The 23,997-nt window shown below is 64.0% G+C and carries 22 protein-coding genes; 2 read left to right on the top strand and 20 right to left on the bottom strand.

Annotation, left to right across the window (positions count from 1 at the left end; translation table 11 throughout):
* Window positions 1-21: 21 nt before the first annotated feature.
* The 16 genes from nuoN to AC56PL_RS09850 all read right to left on the bottom strand — a co-directional run bounded on the left by nuoN (window position 22) and on the right by AC56PL_RS09850 (window position 18,361).
* Complete coding sequence (nuoN, locus tag AC56PL_RS09925) at window positions 22-1,623, bottom strand: NADH-quinone oxidoreductase subunit NuoN (RefSeq protein WP_497153714.1); 1,602 nt, start codon at window positions 1,621-1,623, stop codon at window positions 22-24.
* A complete protein-coding gene (locus tag AC56PL_RS09920; RefSeq protein WP_497153713.1) occupies window positions 1,620-3,185 on the bottom strand; it encodes an NADH-quinone oxidoreductase subunit M in 1,566 nt (521 codons plus the stop codon). The genes nuoN and AC56PL_RS09920 overlap by 4 nt, the downstream gene beginning before the upstream one ends.
* On the bottom strand, window positions 3,182-5,065 hold the full coding sequence (gene nuoL, locus AC56PL_RS09915; protein ID WP_497153712.1) for an NADH-quinone oxidoreductase subunit L: 1,884 nt from the start codon (window positions 5,063-5,065) through the stop codon (window positions 3,182-3,184). The genes AC56PL_RS09920 and nuoL overlap by 4 nt, the downstream gene beginning before the upstream one ends.
* 7 nt (window positions 5,066-5,072) lie before the next feature.
* Window positions 5,073-5,372 (bottom strand): NADH-quinone oxidoreductase subunit NuoK, encoded by a 300-nt coding sequence (gene nuoK / locus AC56PL_RS09910; RefSeq protein WP_495513535.1) that lies wholly within the window; start codon window positions 5,370-5,372, stop codon window positions 5,073-5,075.
* Window positions 5,369-6,154 (bottom strand): NADH-quinone oxidoreductase subunit J, encoded by a 786-nt coding sequence (locus tag AC56PL_RS09905; protein ID WP_495513534.1) that lies wholly within the window; start codon window positions 6,152-6,154, stop codon window positions 5,369-5,371. Before AC56PL_RS09905 ends, nuoK begins: the two co-directional genes overlap by 4 nt.
* Before the next feature lie 33 nt (window positions 6,155-6,187).
* Window positions 6,188-6,721, bottom strand: a complete 534-nt coding sequence (gene nuoI, locus AC56PL_RS09900; protein ID WP_495513533.1) for an NADH-quinone oxidoreductase subunit NuoI — start codon at window positions 6,719-6,721, stop codon at window positions 6,188-6,190.
* Window positions 6,714-7,952, bottom strand: a complete 1,239-nt coding sequence (nuoH, locus tag AC56PL_RS09895) for an NADH-quinone oxidoreductase subunit NuoH (protein ID WP_495513532.1) — start codon at window positions 7,950-7,952, stop codon at window positions 6,714-6,716. Before nuoH ends, nuoI begins: the two co-directional genes overlap by 8 nt.
* On the bottom strand, window positions 7,949-10,354 hold the full coding sequence (locus AC56PL_RS09890) for an NADH-quinone oxidoreductase subunit G (protein WP_497153711.1): 2,406 nt from the start codon (window positions 10,352-10,354) through the stop codon (window positions 7,949-7,951). The genes nuoH and AC56PL_RS09890 overlap by 4 nt, the downstream gene beginning before the upstream one ends.
* The gene (nuoF, locus tag AC56PL_RS09885) at window positions 10,351-11,676 is read right to left on the bottom strand and encodes an NADH-quinone oxidoreductase subunit NuoF (protein WP_497153710.1); all 1,326 of its coding nucleotides are present in this window, start codon (window positions 11,674-11,676) and stop codon (window positions 10,351-10,353) included. The genes AC56PL_RS09890 and nuoF overlap by 4 nt, the downstream gene beginning before the upstream one ends.
* Window position 11,677: 1 nt before the next feature.
* Complete coding sequence (gene nuoE / locus AC56PL_RS09880; RefSeq protein ID WP_497153709.1) at window positions 11,678-12,508, bottom strand: NADH-quinone oxidoreductase subunit NuoE; 831 nt, start codon at window positions 12,506-12,508, stop codon at window positions 11,678-11,680.
* Window positions 12,505-13,788 (bottom strand): NADH dehydrogenase (quinone) subunit D, encoded by a 1,284-nt coding sequence (gene nuoD / locus AC56PL_RS09875; protein ID WP_495513528.1) that lies wholly within the window; start codon window positions 13,786-13,788, stop codon window positions 12,505-12,507. Before nuoD ends, nuoE begins: the two co-directional genes overlap by 4 nt.
* A complete protein-coding gene (locus tag AC56PL_RS09870; RefSeq protein ID WP_495513527.1) occupies window positions 13,788-14,483 on the bottom strand; it encodes an NADH-quinone oxidoreductase subunit C in 696 nt (231 codons plus the stop codon). Before AC56PL_RS09870 ends, nuoD begins: the two co-directional genes overlap by 1 nt.
* The gene (locus AC56PL_RS09865) at window positions 14,480-15,034 is read right to left on the bottom strand and encodes a NuoB/complex I 20 kDa subunit family protein (RefSeq protein WP_482136979.1); all 555 of its coding nucleotides are present in this window, start codon (window positions 15,032-15,034) and stop codon (window positions 14,480-14,482) included. The genes AC56PL_RS09870 and AC56PL_RS09865 overlap by 4 nt, the downstream gene beginning before the upstream one ends.
* A 42-nt stretch (window positions 15,035-15,076) precedes the next feature.
* Complete coding sequence (locus tag AC56PL_RS09860; protein WP_482136980.1) at window positions 15,077-15,472, bottom strand: NADH-quinone oxidoreductase subunit A; 396 nt, start codon at window positions 15,470-15,472, stop codon at window positions 15,077-15,079.
* Between the two features lie 268 nt (window positions 15,473-15,740).
* A complete protein-coding gene (locus AC56PL_RS09855) occupies window positions 15,741-16,160 on the bottom strand; it encodes a response regulator (protein WP_495513526.1) in 420 nt (139 codons plus the stop codon).
* A gap of 38 nt (window positions 16,161-16,198) precedes the next feature.
* Window positions 16,199-18,361: an MMPL family transporter gene (locus tag AC56PL_RS09850; RefSeq protein ID WP_497153708.1), complete on the bottom strand. Its 2,163-nt coding sequence runs from the start codon at window positions 18,359-18,361 to the stop codon at window positions 16,199-16,201.
* A gap of 198 nt (window positions 18,362-18,559) precedes the next feature.
* Between AC56PL_RS09850 and AC56PL_RS09845 the strand changes: the two genes are divergently transcribed.
* Window positions 18,560-19,369, top strand: a complete 810-nt coding sequence (locus AC56PL_RS09845; RefSeq protein ID WP_495513524.1) for a crotonase/enoyl-CoA hydratase family protein — start codon at window positions 18,560-18,562, stop codon at window positions 19,367-19,369.
* A 96-nt stretch (window positions 19,370-19,465) separates the two neighbouring features.
* Here the strand turns inward: AC56PL_RS09845 and AC56PL_RS09840 are convergent, their stop codons facing one another.
* The 4 genes from AC56PL_RS09840 to AC56PL_RS09825 all read right to left on the bottom strand — a co-directional run bounded on the left by AC56PL_RS09840 (window position 19,466) and on the right by AC56PL_RS09825 (window position 23,035).
* Window positions 19,466-20,632, bottom strand: coding sequence for an acetyl-CoA C-acyltransferase (locus AC56PL_RS09840; RefSeq protein WP_495513523.1), 1,167 nt, complete (start codon window positions 20,630-20,632; stop codon window positions 19,466-19,468).
* 51 nt (window positions 20,633-20,683) lie between these two features.
* Window positions 20,684-21,841: an acyl-CoA dehydrogenase family protein gene (locus tag AC56PL_RS09835; RefSeq protein ID WP_497153707.1), complete on the bottom strand. Its 1,158-nt coding sequence runs from the start codon at window positions 21,839-21,841 to the stop codon at window positions 20,684-20,686.
* 106 nt (window positions 21,842-21,947) lie between these two features.
* Window positions 21,948-22,394, bottom strand: a complete 447-nt coding sequence (locus AC56PL_RS09830; RefSeq protein WP_495513521.1) for a hypothetical protein — start codon at window positions 22,392-22,394, stop codon at window positions 21,948-21,950.
* A gap of 137 nt (window positions 22,395-22,531) precedes the next feature.
* A complete protein-coding gene (locus AC56PL_RS09825) occupies window positions 22,532-23,035 on the bottom strand; it encodes a hypothetical protein (protein WP_495513520.1) in 504 nt (167 codons plus the stop codon).
* Window positions 23,036-23,160: 125 nt separating this feature from the next.
* Between AC56PL_RS09825 and AC56PL_RS09820 the strand changes: the two genes are divergently transcribed.
* Entirely contained in the window at window positions 23,161-23,955 is a 795-nt protein-coding gene (locus AC56PL_RS09820) for an enoyl-CoA hydratase/isomerase family protein (RefSeq protein ID WP_497153706.1), read from the top strand.
* Window positions 23,956-23,997: the final 42 nt, after the last annotated feature.

Here is a 23,997-nt window from a genome sequence, read left to right as displayed (position 1 = left end):
TTTTTCCGGCGGTCCGAGATGTCAGCGATAGAACACCGCGGCATTGTCGGCGAGATCGAGTAGCGGTTGCGGGAAAATGCCGATCAACACGGTGGCGGCGGCGCTGATTCCGATGGTCACGGTGGCGGCGAGATTGGGTGCCACCACCGTCGGGGTATCGGAATCGGTATCGGGTTCGGTGAAGAACATCAACCCGATCACCCGGATGTAGAAGACCACGGCGATCGCACTGCTGAGTACACCGACGATCACCAGTGGTACGGCCCCGCTGGAGGCAGCAGCTTCGAATACCGCGAACTTGCTGACAAATCCACTGGTCAATGGGATTCCGGCGAAAGCCAGCAGGAACAGTGCGAACACTGCTGCCACCATCGGCGAACGCCGACCGAGTCCGGCCCAGCGCGACATGGCGGTCACCTCGCCCGCACTGTCCCTGACCAACGTCAGTACCGCAAAAGCTCCCACCGTGCTGAAGCCGTAGGCCACCAGGTAGAACATGGTCGACGACAGGCCATCTCGGCTGATTGCGATCACGCCGGTCAGGATGAATCCGGCGTGGGCCACCGAGGAATAGGCCAGCATCCTCTTCATGTCGGTCTGGGTGATCGCAACAACGGAACCGAGGACCATGGTCGCGATCGCCACCGCCCACATCACCGGACGCCAATCATCCTTGAGGTCCGGTAGCGCGACGTAGAAGACCCGCAGGACCGCACCGAACGCAGCGATCTTTGTGGCCGAGGCCATGAAGGCGGTGATCGGGGTGGGAGCGCCCTGGTAGACGTCGGGGATCCAGTAGTGGAACGGCACGGCGCCGATCTTGAAGAGCAGCCCCACCGACACCAGTCCGGCACCGATCAGCGCCAGAGTCCGATCGGCGGTGTCGGCGTCGACGGCTGCGGCGATCTCATCGAGCTGAACAGACCCGGCGTACCCGTAGAGGAACGCGGCGCCGAACAGGAAAAACGCCGACGAAAAGGCGCCGAGCAGGAAGTATTTGAGTGCTGCTTCCTGCGACAGCAACCGACGCCGGCGGGCCAGCGCGCACAGCAGGTACAACGGCAGCGACAGCACTTCCAGGGCGATGAACATCGTCAGCAGATCGTTCGATGCCGGGAACAGCAGCATCCCGCCGACCGCGAACATGACCAGTGGGAAGACCTCGGTCTGGATGATCCCGGCCCGCGTTGCGGTGTGCTCGTTCTCGCTGCCGGGTACGGTCGCGGCGGCAGAGGTGAACGCGTCCAGGACACTTCGTCCGCCCGATGCGGCGGTGCCCACCCCGGCGGCCGCTGCAACTCCGGCCGACGTCCGCTGCGCGATGAGCGGGATGGCCAATGCCGACACGACCAGGATGGTGCCCTGCATCAGCAGCGCCGGGCCGTCGACGGCAACCGCACCCACCGCTGCTGATGCATTGGTGCCGGCAAGTGCCACAACAGCTATGAACGCCGCGGCCAGGCCGCCGATGCTCAACACCAGCTGTCCGACATAGCGGTGACGGGCCGGTGCAAAGGCTTCGACCAGCACGCCGACCACTGCCACGCCGAACACGATCAGCATCGGTGAGAGCTGGGCGTATTCGATGGACGGTGCGGGCAACACGTCTGCAGCGGAGTTCATCGTGGTCCTCCGTCGGGTTCGGCGACAGCGGGCGCCGGATCTTGTTCGTCGATGACGGTCAGGGTGTGGCCGACAGCGGGATCGATCACGTCCAGGGCAGGTTTGGGATAGATGCCGAGCACCAGCAGCAGGGCGATGAGCGGTGCCACGACCATGAGCTCACGTCGCTTGAGGTCGCCTATCTGTTCGTTGCCCTTCGACACCGGACCGGTCATGATGCGCTGGAACATCCACAGCACGTAGAGGGCAGCCAGGACCAGGGCGATCGAGGCGCAGACCGCGGCCACCGGATAGCGCGTGAAAGTGCCGATCAGGACCAGGAATTCGCTGACAAAGGGTCCCAGGCCCGGTAGTGACAGGGTGGCAAGCCCCGCGACGAGGAACGTCCCGGCCATGACCGGAGCGACCTTCTGGACCCCGCCGTAGTCGGCGATGTTGCGGGTGCCTCGCCGGGTCACCAGGAAGCCTGCGATGAGCATGAGTGCGGCCGTGGCGATCCCGTGGTTCACCATGTACAGCGTCGACCCGGCTTGTCCCTGACTGGTCAGCGCGAAGATACCCAGGATGATGAAGCCGAAGTGGGAGATCGACGTGTACGCGATGAGTCGCATCATGTCGGTCTGCCCGATCGCGAGGATCGCGCCGTACACGATGCCGATCACGGCAAGTGTGATGATCAGCGGCGTGAAATACCTAGTGGCATCAGGAAACAGCTGGACACAGTAGCGCAACATCGCAAACGTGCCGACCTTGTCGACAACGGCCATCATGAGCACAGCACTGGCCGGTGTCGCCTGAACGGCCGCGTCGGGCAACCAGGTGTGCAGGGGCCAGAGCGGGGCCTTGACCGCAAAGGCGAACATGAATCCGAGGAATAGTGCCTTGGCCACGGTGGGATCGATGTCGAGTGCGCCCGACGAGATCGCGGCTACGATCTCGCGGAAATCGAAGGTGCCACCGCCGTGATCGGCGGTGACCACGTACAGCCCGATCACCGCCGCCAGCATGACCAGGCCGCCGACTAGGTTGTAGAGCAAGAACTTCACCGCCGCGCGCGTGCGTTCTCCGGCCTCGCGGGGACCACCGAATCCGGCGATGAGGAAGTACATCGGGATCAGCATGGCTTCGAAGAAGATGTAGAAGAGCAGGATGTCGAGTGCGGTGAACGAGATCATCACCATCGCCTCGACCAGGAGCATCAGTGCCACGTAGCGGTGTGTGGCCCGCCTGCGCTCCGGATCGGCGTCATGCCAGCCGGCAATCAGCAACAGCGGCAACAGAACCGCAGTCAGGATGACCAGGGCCAACGCGATCCCGTCGATTCCCAGCGAGTATGTGGCTCCGAAAGCCGGTATCCACGATCTGGATTCGACGAATTGGAACTGTGCACCCCCGGTGTCGAAGTCGATCGCGAGGCCGATGGAGATGGCGAGTACCACCGCCGAGGTGGCCAGGGCGATCCACTTCACGTGCTCGCGCATCCGTGGCGGCAAGCCGAGGATGATGACGGCGCCGACGGCGGGTACCGCCCACAACAGTGTCAGCCAGGGAACGTCGCTCACCACACCCTCACCACCATCATCATCGCGACCACCAGAGCGGCGCCGGCAAACACCGACAGCGCGTACGAACGGACGAAACCGGTCTGGAGGTGACGCGCGCCCGTCGAGACCGCCGACACCGCGGTTGCAACGCCGCGGACGATACCGTCAACACCTCTGGTGTCGACCACACCCAGTGTGGTGGTGAGCTTTTGGCCGGGACGCATGAACACTTCCTCGTTGAATGCATCGCCGTAGAGGTCCTGGCGGGCGGCCTCGGTCAACGGTGTCACGTCGTCAGGGGCGACTTCGGGAACGGTGCGCCCGGCATACTGGCGGTAGGCGATCCCCACCCCGACGAGCACCACGGCCAGGGTGCTGACGGTGATCACCCAGACCGGCACTCCGAGGTGTCCGTGGTGTTCCCCGACAACGGGTTCCAGCCAGTCTTGCAACGAGCTGCCGAGTACCAGGAGTCCGCCGGCCCCGACCGAGCCAAGTGCAAGCACGATCATCGGGGCGGTCATCAGCGTCGGCGACTCATGGGGGCGCGTGTCGGGTGCCCACCGCCGTTCCCCGAAGAAGGTCAACAGCATCACGCGCGTCATGTAGTACGCGGTGATCCCGGCGCCGAGCACCGCCACGGTACCGAGGATGATGCCCTTGGCACCACCTGCCGCCCAGGCGGTTTCGATGATCTTGTCTTTGGAGAAGAAGCCGGAGAACGGTGGGATGCCGATGATCGCGAGGTATCCGAGGCCGAAGGTGACAAACGTGATCGGCATCAGGGTCCGCAGTCCGCCGTACCGGCGCATGTCTGTCTCGTCGTTCATGCCGTGCATCACCGAACCGGCGCCGAGGAAGAGTCCGGCCTTGAAGAACCCGTGGGTGATCAGGTGCAGGATGGCGAACGCGTAGCCGGCCGGCCCCAGCCCGGCGGCGAGGACCATGTAGCCGATCTGGCTCATGGTCGATGCTGCCAGTGCCTTCTTGATGTCGTCCTTCGCGCAACCGATGATCGCGCCGAAGAGCAGGGTCACAGCGCCGACGATCACCACGGCCAGTTGGGCATTCGGGGCCAGGTTGAAGATCGGTCCCGAGCGCGTGATGAGGTAGACGCCTGCGGTGACCATGGTGGCCGCGTGGATCAGCGCGGAGACCGGTGTCGGGCCCTCCATGGCGTCACCGAGCCAGGATTGCAGTGGGACCTGGGCCGATTTTCCGCAGGCTGCGAGTAGCAGCATGAGTCCCAGCGCGGTCAGAGTTCCTTCGCCGGCCTCTCCGGCGCTACCGAACACCTCGGAGAAGCCGACCGAGCCGAACGTCGCGAACATGATCATCATGCCGATCGCCAGACCCATGTCGCCGACCCGGTTGACCACAAAGGCCTTCTTGGCGGCGGCTGCCGCAGCGGGCCGCTCGTGCCAGAAACCGATCAGCAGGTACGAGGCCAGGCCGACGCCCTCCCACCCCAGGTACAGGCCGAGGTAGTTGTCGGCGAGCACCAGCAACAGCATTGCCGCCAGGAAGAGGTTCAGATACGCGAAGAACCGGCGTTTTCCGGGATCGTCCGCCATGTAGCTGACGGAATAGATGTGGATCAGCGACCCGACGCCGGTGATGAGTAGGACAAAACACATGGAGAGCTGGTCGAGCTGTAATCCGAAGTCGACCTGCAGTTCTCCGACCGGGACCCACGTGAACAGGGTCTGACCCATCGACCGGTCGTCGGTGGACTTGCCGAGCATGTCGATGAATGCGGCGACGCCAAACGCAAATGACGCCAATGCCATCAGGCAGCCGAGTAGATGTCCCCACCGGTCGGTGCGCCGACCGCCCAGCAACAGAACCGCGGCCCCGGCGAGCGGCAGTGCCGGAAGAACCCAGATGAGTTTGTCCATGGCCGGCTCAGAGTTTCAGCAGATCGGCGGCGTCGACCGAGGTCGAACGACGGGTGCGGAATATCATCATGATGATCGCCAGGCCGACAACAACTTCCGCGGCGGCGACGACCATGGTGAAGAACGCGATCACCTGGCCGTCGAGATTGCCGTGCATACGGGCGAAGGTGACAAACGCGAGGTTGCAGGCATTGAGCATCAACTCGACACACATGAACACCACGACGGCGTTCCGGCGGACCAGAACACCCGCGGCCCCGATGGTGAACAGGAGCACAGAAACATAGAGGTAGTTCTCCGGATTCATGATCGGCGCTCCGTGTCGCGGATTCCGGGACCCGGACCGGTTGGGTCGCGGGGAACGAGGACGTCGCTGACCGACAGGTCGGAATAGGAACCATCGGGTAGGCGCGCAGGCATGTCGACCGCATTGTGGCGGGCGTAGACACCGGGATTGGGCAGGGGTGTGGCGCGTTCACCGTCACGGAACCGGTTGATGGACATCTCCCTCTGGGTTGCCTTGGGGCCGAGTCGTTCCCGATGGGCGAGCACCATCGCGCCGAGGGTGGCGGTGATCAGCAGCGCGCCGGTCAGTTCGAACGCCCACAGGTATCGGATGAAGATGATCTCGGCCAGACCTTCGACGTTGCCACCCGCGTTGGCCGCCTCGACTCCGGCAAACGTGGTGACCGAGGCGCTGCCGACACCGGCGATGAGGAGGATTCCGAATCCCAGTCCGGCCACGATTGCCCCGAGGCGTTGTCCCCGAATGGTTTCGACCAATGAATCCGTCGAGTCGACACCCACGAGCATGAGGACGAACAGAAAGAGCATCATCACCGCGCCGGTGTACACCACCACCTGCGCGACGCCGAGAAACATCGCACCCTGTGCAATGTAGAAGACGGCAAGGATGATCATGGTCATCGCCAGGAAGACCGCCGAGTACACCGCTTTGGCCGAACACACCACGCCGAGGGCGCCGAGGACGGCGATCGTGCCGAGGATCCAGAACTGCACTGCCTCAGCGGTTGACGTCTCGGTCAGCGGCTGCGTGACAAGTGTCGATGCGGACAACAGGCTGTTCATTGCGATTCTCCTTCGGGTGTCATCGGCGGGGTGTCACCGGGGCGTGCTCGGTGGCATCACCTCACCGATGACGTTGCCGCGGTAGTAGTCCTCGTCGGTGCTCCCGGGTGCCATCGCGTGCGGTGGTGGCGTCATACCGTCGGCAAGTGGGGCGAGGAGTTGGTCTTTGTCATAGATCAGGTCGGCCCGGTTGTCGTCGGCCATCTCGTAGAAGTTGGTCATCGTCAAAGCGCGTGTCGGACAGGCCTCCACGCACAGTCCGCAGCCGATGCACCGTAGGTAATTGATTTGGTAGACAACGCCATAACGCTCACCCGGTGAGTAGCGATCGTCGTCGGTGTTGTCGGCGCCCTCGACGTAGATCGCGTCGGCCGGGCAGGCCCAGGCGCACAATTCGCAGCCGATGCACTTCTCCAGTCCGTCGGCGTACCGGTTGAGTTGGTGGCGCCCGTGGTATCGCGCGGCAGTGGGTTTCTTGACCTCGGGATAGAGCTCGGTGGTGTTCTTCTTGAACATCGACAGGAAGGTCACACCGAAACCGGCCAGGGGCTCGAATGGGTTACGCATCGCTGCTCTCCTTGATCGGTGGGACCGGGAATCCGCCCGCCATGGCATCGAAGGGTTCTATGCGTTCGACGAGTTCGGGTTCAGCGCGACGGCGATCGCGCATGCCTCGGAACACTTTCCACAACACCGCGATCAGGGCCAGTGCCACGACCACCCCGACCACGCTGATGACGGCGGTGGCGCTGCTGTATCCCTCGTTGCGGAGCGCGCGGACGGTGGCGACGACCATCACCCAGGTCAGAGAGACCGGGATGAGGATCTTCCAGCCCAGCGCCATGAACTGGTCGTAGCGCAGCCGCGGCAGGGTGGCGCGCAGCCAGATGAAGAAGAACAGGAATCCCCAGACCTTGGCCACGAACCAGATCAGCGGGAACCATCCCGAGTTGGCGCCGTCCCAGAGCGAAATCGGCCACGGTGCATGCCATCCGCCGAAGAAGAGGGTGGCCGCCAGCGCCGAGACGGTGGCCATGTTGATGTATTCGGCGAGCATGAACATCGCAAACCGTAGCGACGAATACTCGGTGTGGAAACCACCGACGAGTTCACCCTCGGCCTCGGGGAGATCAAAGGGTGCGCGGTTGGTCTCGCCGACCATCGAGATCACGTAGACCACAAACGAGGGCAGCAGCAGGAATACGTACCAGGTGCCGTCCTGCGCCGCGACGATGCCCGAGGTCGACATGGTCCCGGCGTCCAGGAACACCGCGGCGAAGGTCAGGCCCATGGCGATCTCGTAGGAGATCACCTGCGCACTCGACCGCAGGCCGCCGAGGAGGGGATAGGTCGATCCGGACGACCAGCCAGCGAGCACGATCCCGTAGACCCCCACCGACGTGACCGCGAGGATGTAGAGGACGGCCACGGATAGATCGGTCAGTTGCAGCGGCGTCTGGTGCCCGAAGATCGACACCTGCGGACCGAACGGGATGACCGCGTACGCCATGATGGCCGGTACCACCGAGATGATCGGTGCGAGCAGATAGATCGGCTTGTCGACCCCGGCCGGGATGATCCCTTCCTTCAGTGCGAGTTTCACCCCGTCCGCAAGGCTTTGGAGCAAACCCATCGGACCGACCCGGTTCGGCCCGACGCGGGTCTGCATCCAGGCCATCACCCTGCGCTCGGCGAGTATGCCGACGAGGACGGTCAGCACCAGGAAGACGAAGATCGCCAGGGCCTTGATGATGATCAGCCACCACGCGTCGTGGCCGAAGGCGGACAGGTCGGTCATGAGCGTTCCACCCTGGCTGCCGGGGTGATCTGAACGGACTGTCCCACAGCCGGGCCCAGTGCCGAATAGACCGAGCTGCCCGGTGAGTTCAAGGGCAGCCACACCACACGATCGGGCAGGTCGGTGATCTCCAGTGGCAGCGTGATCGATCCGCGCTCGGTGCTCACCGTGACCAAGTCGTCGTCATGAACGCCGTTTTCGGCAGCGGTGGCTGCCGACAGCCGCGCCACCGGACGGCGTGCGGTGCCGGCCAGGTGCGGTTCACCATCCTGCAGGCGCCCGGAGTCCAGCAGCATTCGCCAGGCGGCCAGGACAGCCCGGCCCGGTGAGGTCTCGGCCACGTCGGCAGCTGCTGTTGCGGAGGTTGTTTCGAAGGCGCCGTCCCAGGCGCCGAGCCGACCGAGTTCGTCGCGTGAACTGGCCGCGTCGGGAAGGTCGATGTCGCGGCCCATCTGGCGCGAGATCGCGTCGAGGACCCGCTGATCGGGCATCGCACCGTCACTGGGCAGGGCGGCCTCGAACGAGCGTGGACGTCCCTCCCAATCCACGAACGTGCCACTTTTGCGAACCACGGGCGAGACCGGGAACACGACGTCCGCGTGGGCGGTGACGTCGCTTTCCCGCATCTCCAGGCTCACCACAAACGGCGCGGCGACAAGTGCCGCGAGCGCAGCGTCGGGATCGGGCAGGTCGGCGAGTTCCACACCACCGACCACCACTGCGTCGACATCGCCTGCTGCGGCGGCCGAGAGGATCTCACCGGTATCGAGCCCCGGCGTAGGCGGCAGCTCGGTACCCCAGACCTGACGCACCTGGGCGCGTGCGATGCCGTCGTGGACCGGTCGACCGCCGGGGAGGAGGTTTCCGAGCGCACCGACCTCGAGAGCTCCCCGTTCACCCGCCCGTCGCGGTACCCATCCGATCGACGCCCCGGTGGCGTCGGCGAGTGCGCCCACGGCGGTCAACGCTCCGGGAACCTGGGCCAACCGTTCGCCGACCAAGATGACCGCACCCGGCTTGCGAAGCAGATCGGAGCCCTGGAGTTGTTTCAGCGCAGCAGGTTCGCCGCCGGGCGCGACCTTGACCAGACCACCCGACATCTTCCTCAGGCCATTGCCGGCAAAGGGCGCGATCGAGATCACGGTCAGTCCGCGTTTACGAACCGCCTTGCGCAGCCGCAGGAATATGATCGGCGATTCTTCTTCCGGTTCGAATCCCGCGAGCAGTACGGTCGGCGCCTTCTCGAGGTCGGAATAGGTCAGGGCCATGGGGCGGCCGGCGATCCGGGAGGCCAGGAAAGACGCTTCTTCGGCCGAGTGTGCCCGGCTTCGGAAGTCGACGTTGTTGGTACCCAATGCCGTTCGGGCGAACTTCGCGTACGCGTAGGCGTCCTCCGCGGTGGCGCGGCCACCGACCAGTACCCCGGTTCGGGTACCTGCCGACTTCAGACCGGCCGCGGCAACGGCAACGGCCTGCGGCCAGGATGCGGCGACCAGGATGCCCTCGGCGTTGCGGATCATCGGCGTGGTGATCCGGTCCCGTGACGTCTCGTAGGTGAAGGCCCATCGGCCCTTGTCGCAGTTCCACTCTTCGTTGACCTCGGGGTCGTCTCCGGCCAGGCGTCGAAGCACCTTGCCGCGCCGATGATCGGTGCGTTGCGCGCAGCCATCGGCGCAGTGCTCGCACACACTGGGACTGGACACCAGATCAAAAGGGCGGGCCCGGAACCGGTATGCCGCCCCGGTCAGTGCGCCGACCGGGCAGATCTGCACCGTATTACCGGAGAAATACGATTCGAAGGGTTCGTCTTCGGCGATCCCGACCTGTTGCTGGGCGCCGCGTTCGAGGAAGTCGATGAACCGATCACCGGCAACCTGATCCGAGAACCGGGTGCAGCGCGCGCACAACACGCACCGTTCGCGGTCGAGAAGTACCTCCGATGACAGCGGAATCGGCTTGGGGAACGTTCGTTTGACGCCCTCGAACCGCGACTCGGCCGCCCCGCTGGACATGGCCTGGTTCTGCAGTGGGCATTCACCACCCTTGTCGCAGACCGGACAATCGAGGGGATGGTTGATCAGCAACAGCTCCATGACGCCGCGCTGGGCCTTCTCCGCAGCCGGCGATGTCAATTGCGTCCGGACCACCATCCCGTCCGAGACCGTGGTGGTGCACGAGGCCAGGGGTTTACGTTGACCCTCGACTTCGACAAGGCACTGTCGGCAGGCGCCCACCGGATCGAGGAGCGGGTGGTCGCAGAATCGGGGGATCTGCACACCGATCAGCTCCGCGGCACGAATGACCAACGTGCCCTTGGGAACCTTGAGTTCGGTGCCGTCGATGGTGATCGCCACAAGGTCGGTCACGGCTGAGTCGGGGGCCGAATTGTTGGTCAGCGTCATGATGCACCTACCTGGTCGAACAGCGCGGGGCCTGCCGGTTCGAACAGGGTTGACCTGGCCGGATCGAACCGGCATCCACCACCGTGGAGGTGTTCGATGTATTCATCACGGAAGTACTTGAGGGAAGACATGATCGGGCTGGCCGCACCGTCGCCGAGAGCACAGAACGACTTTCCGAGGATGTTGTCGGAGATGTCGAGGAGCTTCTGCAGATCAGCGCCGGTGCCGGTTCCGTTCTCCAACCCGCGCAGAATCTGAACCAGCCAATACGTGCCCTCGCGGCACGGCGTGCATTTACCGCAGGATTCGTGGGCGTAGAACTCGGTCCATCGCAGAACCGCTCGGACCACGCAGGTGGTGTCGTCGAAGATCTGTAATGCCTTGGTACCCAGCATCGAACCGGCCGCGCCGACGCCTTCGTAATCGAGGGCGACGTCGAGGTGCTCGGCGGTGAACAGGGGCGTCGAAGAACCGCCAGGCGTCCAGAACTTGAGTTGGTGGCCGGCTCGGACGCCGCCCGCGTAGTCGAGCAGTTCACGCAGGGTGATGCCGAGTGGGGCCTCGTACTGGCCGGGGGTGGTGACGTGCCCGGACAGTGAGTACAGCGTGAAACCGGGTGACTTCTCTGTGCCCATGCTCTGGAACCAGTCGTTGCCACGCAGGATGATCGGGGGCACGCTGGCGATCGACTCGACATTGTTGACCACCGTGGGGCTGGCGTAGAGACCGGCAACCGCCGGGAAAGGGGGACGCAGACGGGGTTGGCCGCGGCGGCCTTCGAGGGAGTCGAGCAGTGCGGTTTCTTCGCCGCAGATGTAGGCGCCGGCTCCGGCGTGGACCACCAGTTCCAGGTCGAATCCGGACCCGAGGATATCGCTGCCCAGGAGGCCGGCCCCGTATGCCTCGGCGACCGCGGTCTGTAGGCGACGCAGCACCGGAATCACTTCGCCACGAACGTAGATGAATGCGTGCGAGGCCCGAATCGCGTACGCCGCAATGATGATGCCCTCGATCAACACATGAGGTGTGGCCAGGAGCAGAGGTATGTCTTTGCAGGTTCCGGGTTCGGATTCGTCGGCATTGACAACGAGGTAGTGCGGTTTGCCGTCCCCCTGGGGGATGAAGGACCACTTCATCCCGGTGGGGAATCCGGCACCACCGCGTCCGCGCAGACCCGAGGCCTTCACCGTCGCGATGAGGTCGTCGGGGTCCATCGCCAGGGCCTTATCGAGCGCGTCGTAGCCCTCGTGGCTCCGGTAGGCGTCGAGGGTCCAGGATCGGGGTTCATCCCAGTGGCGGGACAGCACTGGTGTCAAAGGCATCTCAGCTCGCCTTTCCGGGAGGCACGTCGGCAGACGGTGCCGGGGCAGGCTTGTCGGCCTTCGACTCCGCGGCCGCCTGTTCGTCGTCGGGGCTTGCGACGTCGTCAGAAGCCGTGGCCTCCGGAGCCTGCATGTCGCGTTCTTTGGCGATGCGATGCCCGGCCAGCGTCGGAGCACCCGGTTCGGCCGCATCCGATGCCCCCTCGCGAGGGTCGCCGAATCCGGCCAGGATCCGGGCGGTTTCGCGGAACGTGCACAGTGGCGCACCGCGACTGGGTGTCACCGGATCACCCCGGCGCAGTGCGTCCACCAGGTCGCGACCGGATCCGGGTGTTTGGTTGTCGAAGAACTCCCAGTTGACCATCACCACCGGCGCGTAGTCGCAGGCCGCGTTGCATTCGATGTGTTCCAACGTGATCGAGCCGTCGGGAGTGGTCTGTCCGATCTCCACTCCGAGGTGTTCGTGCAGGTCGGCAAGGATCTGATCACCGCCCATCACGGCGCACAGCGTGTTGGTGCAGACCCCGACGAGGTAGTCACCGGTCTCTTCGCGCCGATACATCGAGTAGAAGGTGGATACCGCCGTGACCTCGGCGGGGGTGAGTCCGAGTTGGTCTGCGCAGAAACCGATTCCGGCAGGTGTGATGTATCCGTCCTCGCTCTGCACGAGATGGAGCAACGGAAGCAGGGCCGACCGCGCGCTGGGATACCGGGCGATGATCTGCATCGCGTCACCGGTCAGGCGAGCGGCCACATCGTCCGGGTATCGGTGGGATTCGGCGGCAACATCGCGCGGTGTACCGAAGTCGATGAAGACCGGTTCGGCGCTCATCGGTCCACACCCCCCATCACGGGGTCGATCCCGGCCACGGCGGCGATCACGTCGGAGATCATCCCGCCCTCGCACATCGCCGCCACCGCTTGGAGATTCGTGAACGACGGATCCCGGAAGTGAACCCGATAGGGGCGAGTGCCACCGTCGGAAACCATGTGGACACCGAGTTCGCCGCGGGGAGATTCGACCGGGATATAGACCTGTCCTGGCGGAATCCGCATCCCTTCGGTGACCAGTTTGAAGTGGTGGATCAAACCTTCCATGGACGAACCCATGATCTCGGAGATGTGTTTCGGGGAGTTTCCCAGACCGTCGTCGCCGACGGTGAGCTCGGCAGGCCACGCTATTTTCTTGTCTTCCACCATGATCGGGCCCGGACGAAGCCGGTCGAGACATTGCTCGACGATCTTGAGTGACTCCTTCATCTCCTTGACCCGGATCTGGTAGCGGCCGTACGAGTCGCAGGCGGTATCGGTGATGACGTCGAACTCGTACTTCTCGTAGCCGCAGTACGGAGAGGACCGACGCAGGTCATGGGCCAGTCCCGTGGCCCGCAAGATCGGTCCGGTGACACCCAGGGCCATGCATCCGGTGAGGTCGAGATAGCCGACGCCGCGGGTCCGGGCCTTCCAGATGTAGTTCTCGCTCAGCAGATCTTCCATGTCGCGCAGGCGCCCGGGTAGTACGCGGAGCACCTCGCGGACTTTCTCGACCGCCCCGTCGGGCAGGTCCTGGGCCAGCCCGCCGGGCCGGATGTAGGCGTGGTTCATCCGCAGACCGGTGATCATCTCGAAGACGTCGAGGATCAATTCCCGTTCGCGGAAACCGAAGAGCATTGCGGTCACCGCGCCGAGTTCCATGCCACCGGTCGCGAGCGCCACCAGATGGGACGAGACCCGGTTCAGTTCCATCAGCATCACCCGGATGACGTTGACCCGCTCGGGGATCGCGTCGGTGATATCGAGAAGTTTCTCAACCCCGAGGCAGTAGGCGGTCTCGTTGAAGAACGGGGACAGATAGTCCATCCGGGTGACAAACGTGACGCCCTGGGTCCAATTGCGGAATTCGAGGTTCTTCTCGATCCCCGTGTGCAGGTAGCCGATACCGCAGCGGGCTTCGATCACGGTCTCGCCTTCGAGCACGAGGATCAGACGCAGCACACCATGGGTCGATGGATGTTGCGGTCCCATGTTGACGACGATCCGCTCCTCGCCCGCGCCGGCAGCGGCGCTGACGATTTCGTCCCAATCCTGTCCGGTCGCGTTGTAGGTGGTCATCAGTTGTACGACCTCCGCTGGTCGGGCGGTGCGATGCGAGCACCCTTGAACTCGACCGGGATACCTCCGAGTGGGTAGTCCTTGCGTTGCGGATGACCCTCCCAGTCGTCGGGCATCTGGATCCTGGTCAACGCCGGATGGCCGTCGAAGACGATCCCGAAGAAGTCGTAGGTTTCCCGTTCGTGCCAATCGCAGGTCGGATAGATCGCGTACAGGGACGGGATGTGTGGATCGGCGTCCGGCACAGCAACTTCGATTCGAATCCGGCGGTTGTGGGTGATCGACAGCAGTGGATAGACGGCATGGAGTTCGCGGTCGGTCTCGTCGGGGTAATGCACACCGCTGACACCGAGGCACAGTTCAAACCTCAGGCCGGGTTCGTCGCGGAGCGCACCGGCAATCGCCGGTAGATGTTCGCGGCGCACGTGGATGGTCAGTTCGTCGCGGAACACCACGACCTTCTCGATGGCCACGTCGGCATCCGGTCCTCCCCGTGCGGTCAGAGTCCGACCGAGTTGGTCGACAACGTCGTCGAAGTAGCCGCCGTAGGGCCGGGATGTGCGCTCGGGCATGAAGATCGGGCTGACCAGGCGGCCGTACCCGGAGGTGTCACCACTGCCACTCGCACCGAACAGTCCGCGGCGGGTGCCGATCACCTCGCGTCCGGAGTCCTTCTCTGGTGTCGGGGGAGTCATCGCAGCAACCCCTTCATCTCGATGGTCGGGGTGGCCGACAGTGCGGCCTGTTCGGCTGCGCGGATCGCTTCGTCGCGATTGACACCGAGCGGCATCTCCTGGATCTTTTCGTGCAGCTTGAGGATTGCGTGCAGCAGCATCTCGGGCCGCGGCGGACACCCCGGTAGGTAGATGTCGACAGGGACGACATGGTCGACGCCCTGGACGATGGCGTAGTTGTTGAACATCCCACCCGATGATGCACAAACACCCATGGCCAGAACCCATTTCGGCTCCGCCATCTGGTCGTAGATCTGGCGGAGAACCGGCGCCATCTTCTGACTGACCCGGCCGGCGACGATCATCAGGTCTGCTTGGCGGGGCGAGGCGCGGAAGGCTTCCATCCCGAAGCGGGCGATGTCGAAACGTCCACCGCTGGTGGCCATCATCTCGATGGCGCAGCAGGCCAAACCGAATGTTGCCGGCCACAGTGAGCCTTTGCGCATGTACCCGGCCAGGCCCTCGACCGTGCTCAGCAGGAATCCGCTGGGGAGCTTTTCTTCAAGACCCATGATGGACACTCTCTTTCGGGCAGCGTGCTCGGTTCGAGCCGGTCAGTCCCAACTCAGTCCGCCGCGCCTCCATTCGTAGGCGTACGCCACCGAGACATTGAAGATGAACAGCGCCATCGCAATCAGGCCGAACACGCCGAGCGAGTCGAAGTAGACCGCCCACGGATACAGGAACACGATCTCGATGTCGAAGATGATGAACAGCATTGCGGTCAGGTAGTACTTCACCGGGATGCGCTGTCTGGTAACACTTCCCGAATCGATGTCGGTTCCCAAGCCGCCCAGTGGATTTGGGATAGGTTCGATGCCGCACTCGTACGCTTCTAGTTTGGCGCGATTGTATCGGCGGGGGCCGACGACGCCCGCGAGAACAGCTGACCCGACCGCGAATGCCACTGCGATCAGACCGAGTACAAATATCGGCACATACAGGTTCACGTGTGCGAGTTGCTCCTTCCCAGCGAGTGGTTGCGGAGTGGCGGCGACGCTCGGACAGGGCCGATTCAGGGGTCGATGTTCGTGCTCGGATCACCCAGGGGACCGTGTGTGATCTGAGACACACACTACCTTCGGCCGGGTCTGCGGCGACACCGTTACGGGCTGGGACGGCCGTGCTGATTTGTAATCGCAGTTATCTGGATCGCTCATAAAAGGACGGACGGCGTGAACTGTGGAAACGGGAACGATGAGAGGTCAAAAGATGGGTCTACGGGCGTGAACGCAGTACCGTAACCACGGCTTTCGTGAGCGCAAAGGGGTCGATCGGGCGGGAAACCACGGCCTCGGCCTGCGACCACGACGCCAGCCATCGATCTTCCACACGGCCGGTGAGCAAGATGATCGGCGGGCAGTCGACGATCTCGTCCTTCAGTTGCCGCGCGATGCCCATCCCGCCGGCCGGAGCCGCCTCACCGTCGAGGATCACCAGGTCGATGCTCCCGGCGTCCATCTCGCGGATCACTCCGGGGCCGGTGGCCACCTCCACGTAGAGGAAGGGGTCGAGGCCGTCAGGCGGGAAGTCGCCGAGGGCAGCGATGATCTGCCTGCGGGTGCTCGCGTCGTCGCTGTAGACGAGTACACGTTTGGCATCCAGGCGATTGTTGGTGCGTACCGGTGTTTCGGTCACGGGGCCGATGCTACTCGTCGGGGAGCCTGCGGATTTGGTCAATGAACAATAGGTTCTGGCGACTTCGGTCCGTCGCCTCCCGGGCCGGGTGCGTCTGCATCGGCGTCAGCCGCAGGCGGTTTGGATCGTTTCGTCGGCCACCAGAATGCGCTCCTCTGCAACACCGAGAGTCCGGGGACCAACATCGGCGCCATCACCAGTGAGGCCAGCAGTACACCGATTGCCACGCCGGTCCCGAGTTCCCGCAGATTGTCCAGCCCGGTGAGGATCAGCGAGGCGAAGGTCAACGCGAGGATGGTGCCTGCTGCGGCGGCCGTGGGTCCGCTGCCCGCGACGGCGATCCTGGCGGCCTCGGCAGGTCGATGGCCGTTCAGGAACTCTTCTCGGATGCGCTCGCTCAGCAGGATGTTGTAGTCGGTCCCGATGGCCACCACGAACAGATAGAGGACGATCGGCGTTGTGAAGTCGATCCCGTCGAGTCCTGCGGCGAACAGGAAGACGATGACAACCGCTCCGAGGGTGGCACCGAAGGTGAGACCCACGCAGACGAGCAGGTTGAGTGGTGCGAGCACGGATAGGAGCAGCAACCCGAGAATGAGGCCCACGATCACCACGGCCACCGGGAACACCCGTTTGCTATCCGAATCGAGTTGCGAGCGGACGTCCGCGAGTGTCGCCGACTCGCCCCCGACGAGTACTTCGGCATCGGGTATCGAGCTCTGGGCGGCCTTGTTGAGTGGACCTTTGGCGAGATCGAGTGCGCCGGATGTATATGGCCCGTCGGTCAGGATGACCTCCATCACCGCTGCTGTGCCGTCCGTACTGATCCTGGGTTCCGACACCGATGCCACACCGGGGACCTTGCTGAGATTGCTGCTGAGCGTTGCCAATTCGTCTTGTGGAACCGGCCCCTCGGTCTTGACGTACACCTGAGTGGGACTGAGTGCACCTTGGGGGAAAGATGCGGAAAGGGTGTTGTAGGCCTCGAGAGAGGGGGTGTCAGAAGGCATTTCGTTGAGCGTGTCGTATGTCGATTTGTATGACGGCGCGAAAACCGTCAACACGATCAGCCCGGCGGCGACGATCACCACCACAATTGCCGGGCGGTGTCCGACAAATCGACTGATGGGACCATAGGGCGACCGCTTCGACTCGGTGCCCGGACCCAGCGGCCAGAACAGGTACTTGCCCAGCACGGCGCAGAGTGCGGGTATCAATGTCAGGGCGGTCATCAGCATGAGCGCCACGGCGATGATCAGCCCGGGTGCAAGCGAATTCAACAAGCCGAGCCTGGCCAGGAACAGGGCGGCGAACGCGCCGATCACGGTGATGGCGGATGAAGCGACCACCCGTCCGATCACCCTGGTCGACTGGAGTAGCGCTTCGTGGTGGTTGGCGCCCTGTCGCAGATGTTCCCGATATCGGAAGAGCAGGAACACGATGTAGTCGGTACCAACTCCGAAGAGAACCACCAGCAATATGGCATCGAGGGTGTTGGGAACCTTGAAGTCGAACAGATCGGTGGCAAAGGCGGTCACGCCGCGAACCGCAAGGTAGACGATGCCGATCACGACGATGGGTACCACCGCGATGATCGGGCTGCGGAAGACCAGACCCAGGGTGAGCACGATGACGATGACGGTCGCGATGGTGATGATGTTCTCGGCATTGTCGTATGCCGAGTCGGTGTCGACCAGGATCGAGGCGTTGCCCGTCAGGCCGGCTCGAAGGCCGGTGCCCTCCAGCGCTTTGTCGGCGGCTTTGCGCACCTTTGGCACCGCGTCATCGACGTCGTCGGCGCCTGCCTGGCCGGCAAAGGACACCTGCAGGACGGCCACTTTTCCATCCGGCGAGAAGGACTCTTCGCTGCCGGTGACCGCGGTGACGCCCGGGATCTTCTCGTTCTGCAACGTGGTGGCGAGTCCGAGGGCGGTCTGCTGATCCGTGGTCGACAGTGGAGCACCATCGGTCCGTGAGATCACCAGCGTGCCGGTGGCGCCTGCAGAGGCGGGAAAGTATTCGTCGGCGAGTTTTTGCGCCTTCACCGACTCGAACGATTTGGGAAGAAAATCCTGATTGTTGCCGCTGGTGTGATCCCCGAGGCTGGGCGAGAACACGATGATGAGCAACGCGATCACGGCCCAACCCGCAATCACTCGCCACGGGTGACCGACAACGACGCGTGCGATGAATGCAAACATTCGAATCCTGTTCGCTGACAACGTGTCTGTCTTTTTCGGGTGGCCACTTGTTGCCGCCGGGTGAGGCGACCCGCCGCGCGGTGCGACGACGCATCAGAGCTGGCCAATTTTAACGTGATTCCAATTCGGCGAGTGTGCTTACTGAATATTCGGCTGCGCGCGGGTAGCCGACCATCGTCTGGTGGATAGGATCGCGTGATGACTGCCGCGAACGATGTTGTCCTTGCCCAGACCGAGGGTCACGTCACCACCTGGACGCTGAACCTGCCGGAGAGCCGCAACCCGATCTCCGGGGACGAGGTGGTGGATCGGCTGGTCGAGTTGGTTCAGCTCGCGAACACCGATCCGCAGACCCGCGTGGTGATCCTCACCGGTGCGGGCAGTGCGTTCTCGGCGGGCGGCAATGTCAAGGACATGGTCGATCGCAACGGCATGTTCGGCGGAAAGCCGCATCAGATCTTTCAGGGCTACCGGCGTGGGATCCAGCGTTTGGCACGTGCGGTGTACACCTGCGAAGTGCCGATCATCGCGGCCGTCAACGGCCCGGCGGTTGGCGCGGGTTGTGACCTGACGCTGATGTGCGACATGCGCGTCGCCTCCACGAAGGCGTTCTTCGCGGAGAGTTTCGTCAAGCTCGGGATCATCCCGGGTGACGGCGGCGCGTGGCTGTTGCCGCGGGCTGTCGGCGCCGCGCGGGCTGCCGAGATGGCGTTCACCGGCGATCGCGTCGATGCCGCGACCGCATTGGACTGGGGGCTGGTCTCGCGGGTCGTCGAACCCGAGGACCTGCTGACCACCGCCCGGGAACTCGCCGCGCGGGTCGCCGTGAACCCGCCGCATGCACTGCGCGCCACGAAGCGGCTACTGCGCGAATCGGGTCGGCAGGATTTCGACGGATTCCTGGAACTGTCGGCGGCCCTGCAGGCCCTGTCGCATCCGACCGAGGATCATCGAGAAGCGCTGGCAGCCTTCAACGATCGACGCGTGGGGGACTTCACCGGAGAATGATCCCCTTGGCGTGCAGGCTCTTCCGATCACTCACCGGCACTGTGCAACTCCGGTATGCGGACGAAAAGCCTGCACGGGCAAGGGATGCGGGACGACTCAGACCAGTTCGATGATGGTCGCGTTGGCCATGCCGCCGCCCTCGCACATCGACTGCAGACCGAACTGAATTCCGTTGCTGCGCATGCGGTGGATCATGGTCGTCATCAAGCGCGCGCCCGATCCGCCGAGCGGATGGCCCAGTGCCATCGCGCCACCTTCGGGATTGAGCAGTTTGTAGTCGGCACCCGTGGCACGCTGCCATCCGAGTGATACCGAGGCGAACGCCTCGTTGATCTCGAAGGTCCCGATGTCGTCGATCGACATCCCGGCGCGCGCCAAAACCTTTGCCGTGGCCGGGATCGGGCCCTTGAGCATGGTGATCGGATCAGCACCGACCACGGCCACCGAATGCACGCGTGCCAACGGTGTCCAACCATTGGCCGCCGCGATCTCGCTGGTGGTCACCAGCAGTGCCGCAGACCCATCGGAGATCTGCGAGGCATTGCCCGCCGAGACGACGCCGTCTTCCTTGAACGGGGTCTTGAGCGCACCGAGCTTTTCGAGTGTGCCGCCACGGCGCACGCCTTCGTCGGTGGTCACCACCGTGGTGGTCCCGTCTTCGCCCGTCACCGTGATCGGCGCGATCTGGTCGGTGAAACGACCTTCGTCGATGGCGGTGGCCGCACGCTCGTGCGAGTCGAGGGCGTGCTGGTCGAGATCGGTACGGCTGAGCCCGAATTCGTCGGCGATCATCTCCGCGCCGGTGCCCTGATTGAACGCGAAGTTGTCATACCGTGCCCGGACCATCGGGCCGTATGGCTCCCCGTGGAGTCCGCCCGCACGCGTCGCCCCCATGACAACCCGTGACATCGACTCGACGCCACCGGCGACGGCGATGTCGTAGTGGCCTGCGATGACACCGGCCGCCGCGAGGTGAACGGCCTGTTGCGACGAGCCGCACTGGCGGTCGACGGTGAAACCGGGAACCTCTTCGGGCCAGCCTGCGGCCAGCAGCGCGTATCGGCCGATACATGCGGCCTGTTCGCCGACCTGCGAGACACAACCCCAGATCACGTCGTCGACGGTGGCGGGGTCGAGGTTGTTGCGGGCGGCCAGGGCTTGGAGAACCTGGGCCGACAGGTCAACCGGATGGACTCCGGCCAGTCCGCCGTTCCTTTTGCCCACCGGGCTGCGGACGGCATCGACGATCACTGCATCACGCATCTGCGTATGTCTCCTGAGGTGAGAGGGCTATTGATTGATGAACGAAGTTGGCTAGATACCAAGGGATTTCGCGATGATGGTCTTCATGACCTCACTGGTTCCGCCGTAGATACGCGAGACACGGGTGTCGGCGTAGAGGCGGGCGATGGGGTACTCGGTGACGTATCCGTAGCCGCCGTGCAGCTGCAGGCACTTGTCGATGACCCGGCCGGCGCCCTCCGTGCAGAAGAGCTTGGCTTTCGCGGCGTCGGGAACGCTGAGTTGTCGCTGGTCGTGCAATTCGAGTGCGTGGTCGGCCATCAAGACGATGGCATCGACGTCGGTGGCGCACTCGGCCAGAACGAACTTGGAGTTCTGGAACGACGCCAACGGCTTACCGAAAATGGTGCGTTCCTTGACGTAGTTGATGCCGTGTTGCAGGGCTGCCTGGGCGGAGGCCGAAGCCTGTAGCGCGATGGTCAGACGCTCTTGGGCGAGATTGTGGGTGAGGTAGTTGAAACCTTCGCCCTCTTCACCGAGGCGATCGGTGACCGGCACCCGGACGTTGTCGAACGACAGCTCGGCGGTGTCCGAGGCCTTGAGCCCGATCTTCTCGAGCTTGCGACCCACCGAGAAACCCTCCGACGTGGTGTCGACGCACAGGATGGTCAGCCCCGCGCGCCGGTTCTCCGAGGTGCTGGATGCGGTCCGGCAGACCACCAGGATGAGGTCGGCGAGCGCGCCACCGGTGATGAACGTCTTGGAACCGCTGAGGGTGTAGTACTCGCCGTCCTCTGACAGTTTGGCAGTGGTGGCGATGTTGGCCAGGTCCGATCCGGTGCCCGGCTCGGTCATCGCGATGGCGGTCATGATCTCACCGGAGATGAATCCGGGGAGCCAACGCTTCTTCTGCTCCTCGGTCGCGTATTCGACCAGGTACGGCAGGATCAGGTTGGAGTGCACCGAATACGAGCCGAACGTGACGCCGGCGCGGGCGGCCTCCTCGGTGACGATCGCCGTGAACTTGAACGAGTCCGAACCGCCGCCACCGAACTCCTCGGGGGCTTCGATGCCGAGGATGCCCAACTCGCCGAGTCGGTTGTAGAACTCGCGGGGCGGATGCCCCTGCACCTCCCACTCGTGGTGCACCGGAACGACCTCGCGATTGATGAAATCGCGAATCACCTTGCGAAAAGCTTCATGTTCTTCGTTGAACACTGTCCGAAGCACTGTGCCTCCATCCCCAGATGCCCGTGCTCCGGGAGATCCGACAGCACACAGCGGCGAATTCGAACATAGAGCACCTGGGGATGGAGCGATAGGGCTAAGTGAACGGTCAGCCCAGCGGGATCTGCATGGTCCCGTCGTTGAAGCAGCCGGTCAGTGTCTGGAAGTCCCCCGCGAAGCCGGGGCCATCTGTGCAGGTGGCACGGTTGACTCCGTCCACGGTGACCTGGCCACCGGGGCCGGCGATACCGATCGCGAGACCCGGTTTCACGCCTTCCATGTTTACCTCTGCTCCGGGACCGATGGCGATGGCTGCGGGTCCGGCGAAGTTGTCTCCGATTGCATAGGCGGTGCCATCGTCAAGCGTGATGGCCAGGGTCAATCCGGTCGGCCCGGAAGCGGCCGAGCAGTCCTCGGCTGTGGCTGATTGCCCTGGTAGGGCCGGGCAGATGGACACCGGGGCGGCGGATGCCCCCGGTGCAGCGGCAAAGGCCAATGCCGCGCTACCTGCGACAGCGGCGAGAACACCTGTGGTCGTGCGCGCAATTCGATTCATGGAAATACTCCTCATCTGGTGCGTTCTGGCGGGCACAGGGGCTTCGTGACGACGCCAGATGTAGATGGGTTTCCTGAAATATCGGATTTCTAAACCGATTCGAACTGGACTTCGAGTGAAGGTCGAGTCTCCGTGGGTTACTCGATCGAAAACGAGATGGTGTCGGCGCCACTGGTGCAGTTGGAAAGCACTCCGCGGGTTTGTGAGGGGCCGCAGTCCCACCCCTGGACCTGCTGGGGTTTACCGGTCGCGATCATGGGTGCGTATTCGTCGGCGATCGGCATCGCCACGGCGCAGTCGATCGAGCTGCCTTCGAGGATGATGACGTGCAACGCCCCGTCCGGTCCGTTCACGGTGTCGCAACGGGTGCCATCGAGGTCGGGCAGCAGTTTCGATTCCGGGATCGATGTTGCCGGGGGCAACGACGGCCCCGGGACGGCAGGCGCGTTCGAATTCTGAACGGCCGTACTGCCGGTCGCAGGCGGGATCGCAGCCGAGGTGTCGGTGGTGACAACCTGTGCCGACGACGGTGGCGAATCATCCGATTGTGCGGAGTCGTCGTCGGAGCAGGCGGTCAGTGCCAGTGCCAGGCTTCCGGCAACAATCGTGGCCCCGAGGAGTTTGGAGATCGCTGCGCGCATGCGCCAACCGTAGCGAACCGTGGGTACTTGCTCGCCGAAAGCCGGAACGGGGTCCGGCGCAGATCGTGCGCTGCTAGGAATCAATAGGTAGGTCCGAAGCGGAAGACGCAGGGAGACAACACGCGATGAGTGGTTCGTCGACGATCGATGGTGCACCGGTTCTGGTCGAGCACCTTGACGCGGTCCGGTTGATCACTCTCAACCGCCCACACGTCCGCAACGCCATCGACCTCCCGTTGCGAATCGCACTGGCCGAGGCCATCGAATCGGCCATGGACGATTCCGGTGTCCGGGTAGTGGTGATCACCGGTGCCGGAGGCTTCTTTTGTTCGGGCGGGGACATCTCCACGATGGGTCCGTTGTCCCCTGACCAGGCCCGAAGCCGTGGTCAGGCGGCCGCGCGAGTGGTCCGGGCGATCTGGAACGGCTCGAAACCCGTTGTGGCAGCGGTTGAGGGACCGGCGTTCGGCGCCGGGGCAGCGCTGGCGCTTGCCTGCGATCGGGTGGTGGCTGCACGTGACAGTTCATTCGGGACGACCTTCACCGCTGTCGGCCTCGCCGGTGACATGGGCATCTTCGTCAGCTTGCCTGCCCGGATCGGCATGCCTGCAGCGAAACAGTTGCTGATGTTGCCGCGTCGCATCGGTGGTGAAGAGTCCGGCCGCCTGGGGCTGGTCGACTCGGTGGTCGATCCCGGAACGTCGCTGGAATCTGCTCTGGCAGATGCGAATCGCCTTGCGCAGGGGCCGCCGCTGGCGCTGGCGGCCATCAAGTCGCAGATGGGGAAGTCTGCGCGCGATCGGTCGGATGTTCTCGACGATGAGGTCGAGAATCACGTTGCTCTGTGGCAGAGCGACGATTTCACCGAGGGTGTGACGGCATTCCGGGAGAAGAGACCGGCCCACTTCCGCGGTCGGTGACGCGGGTCACCAACGCACCTGGCGTGTGACTGATCCGTCAAT

It is taken from the genome of Williamsia sp. Y721 (assembly GCF_059683565.1).
Note: the sequence above shows the minus strand (reverse complement) of the source record. Positions and strands in the feature narration are given on the sequence as shown.

Bases quoted from the DNA above. Each gene is read 5' to 3' on its own strand.
- nuoN (WP_497153714.1), bottom strand. From the start codon at position 1,623: ATGAACTCCGCTGCAGACGTGTTGCCCGCACCGTCCATCGAATACGCC.
- nuoL (WP_497153712.1), bottom strand. From the start codon at position 5,065: ATGGACAAACTCATCTGGGTTCTTCCGGCACTGCCGCTCGCCGGGGCC.
- nuoK (WP_495513535.1), bottom strand. From the start codon at position 5,372: ATGAATCCGGAGAACTACCTCTATGTTTCTGTGCTCCTGTTCACCATC.
- AC56PL_RS09905 (WP_495513534.1), bottom strand. From the start codon at position 6,154: ATGAACAGCCTGTTGTCCGCATCGACACTTGTCACGCAGCCGCTGACC.
- nuoI (WP_495513533.1), bottom strand. From the start codon at position 6,721: ATGCGTAACCCATTCGAGCCCCTGGCCGGTTTCGGTGTGACCTTCCTG.
- nuoH (WP_495513532.1), bottom strand. From the start codon at position 7,952: ATGACCGACCTGTCCGCCTTCGGCCACGACGCGTGGTGGCTGATCATC.
- AC56PL_RS09890 (WP_497153711.1), bottom strand. From the start codon at position 10,354: ATGACGCTGACCAACAATTCGGCCCCCGACTCAGCCGTGACCGACCTT.
- nuoF (WP_497153710.1), bottom strand. From the start codon at position 11,676: ATGCCTTTGACACCAGTGCTGTCCCGCCACTGGGATGAACCCCGATCC.
- nuoE (WP_497153709.1), bottom strand. From the start codon at position 12,508: ATGAGCGCCGAACCGGTCTTCATCGACTTCGGTACACCGCGCGATGTT.
- nuoD (WP_495513528.1), bottom strand. From the start codon at position 13,788: ATGACCACCTACAACGCGACCGGACAGGATTGGGACGAAATCGTCAGC.
- AC56PL_RS09870 (WP_495513527.1), bottom strand. From the start codon at position 14,483: ATGACTCCCCCGACACCAGAGAAGGACTCCGGACGCGAGGTGATCGGC.
- AC56PL_RS09865 (WP_482136979.1), bottom strand. From the start codon at position 15,034: ATGGGTCTTGAAGAAAAGCTCCCCAGCGGATTCCTGCTGAGCACGGTC.
- AC56PL_RS09850 (WP_497153708.1), bottom strand. From the start codon at position 18,361: ATGTTTGCATTCATCGCACGCGTCGTTGTCGGTCACCCGTGGCGAGTG.
- AC56PL_RS09845 (WP_495513524.1), top strand. From the start codon at position 18,560: ATGACTGCCGCGAACGATGTTGTCCTTGCCCAGACCGAGGGTCACGTC.
- AC56PL_RS09840 (WP_495513523.1), bottom strand. From the start codon at position 20,632: ATGCGTGATGCAGTGATCGTCGATGCCGTCCGCAGCCCGGTGGGCAAA.
- AC56PL_RS09830 (WP_495513521.1), bottom strand. From the start codon at position 22,394: ATGAATCGAATTGCGCGCACGACCACAGGTGTTCTCGCCGCTGTCGCA.
- AC56PL_RS09825 (WP_495513520.1), bottom strand. From the start codon at position 23,035: ATGCGCGCAGCGATCTCCAAACTCCTCGGGGCCACGATTGTTGCCGGA.
- AC56PL_RS09820 (WP_497153706.1), top strand. From the start codon at position 23,161: ATGAGTGGTTCGTCGACGATCGATGGTGCACCGGTTCTGGTCGAGCAC.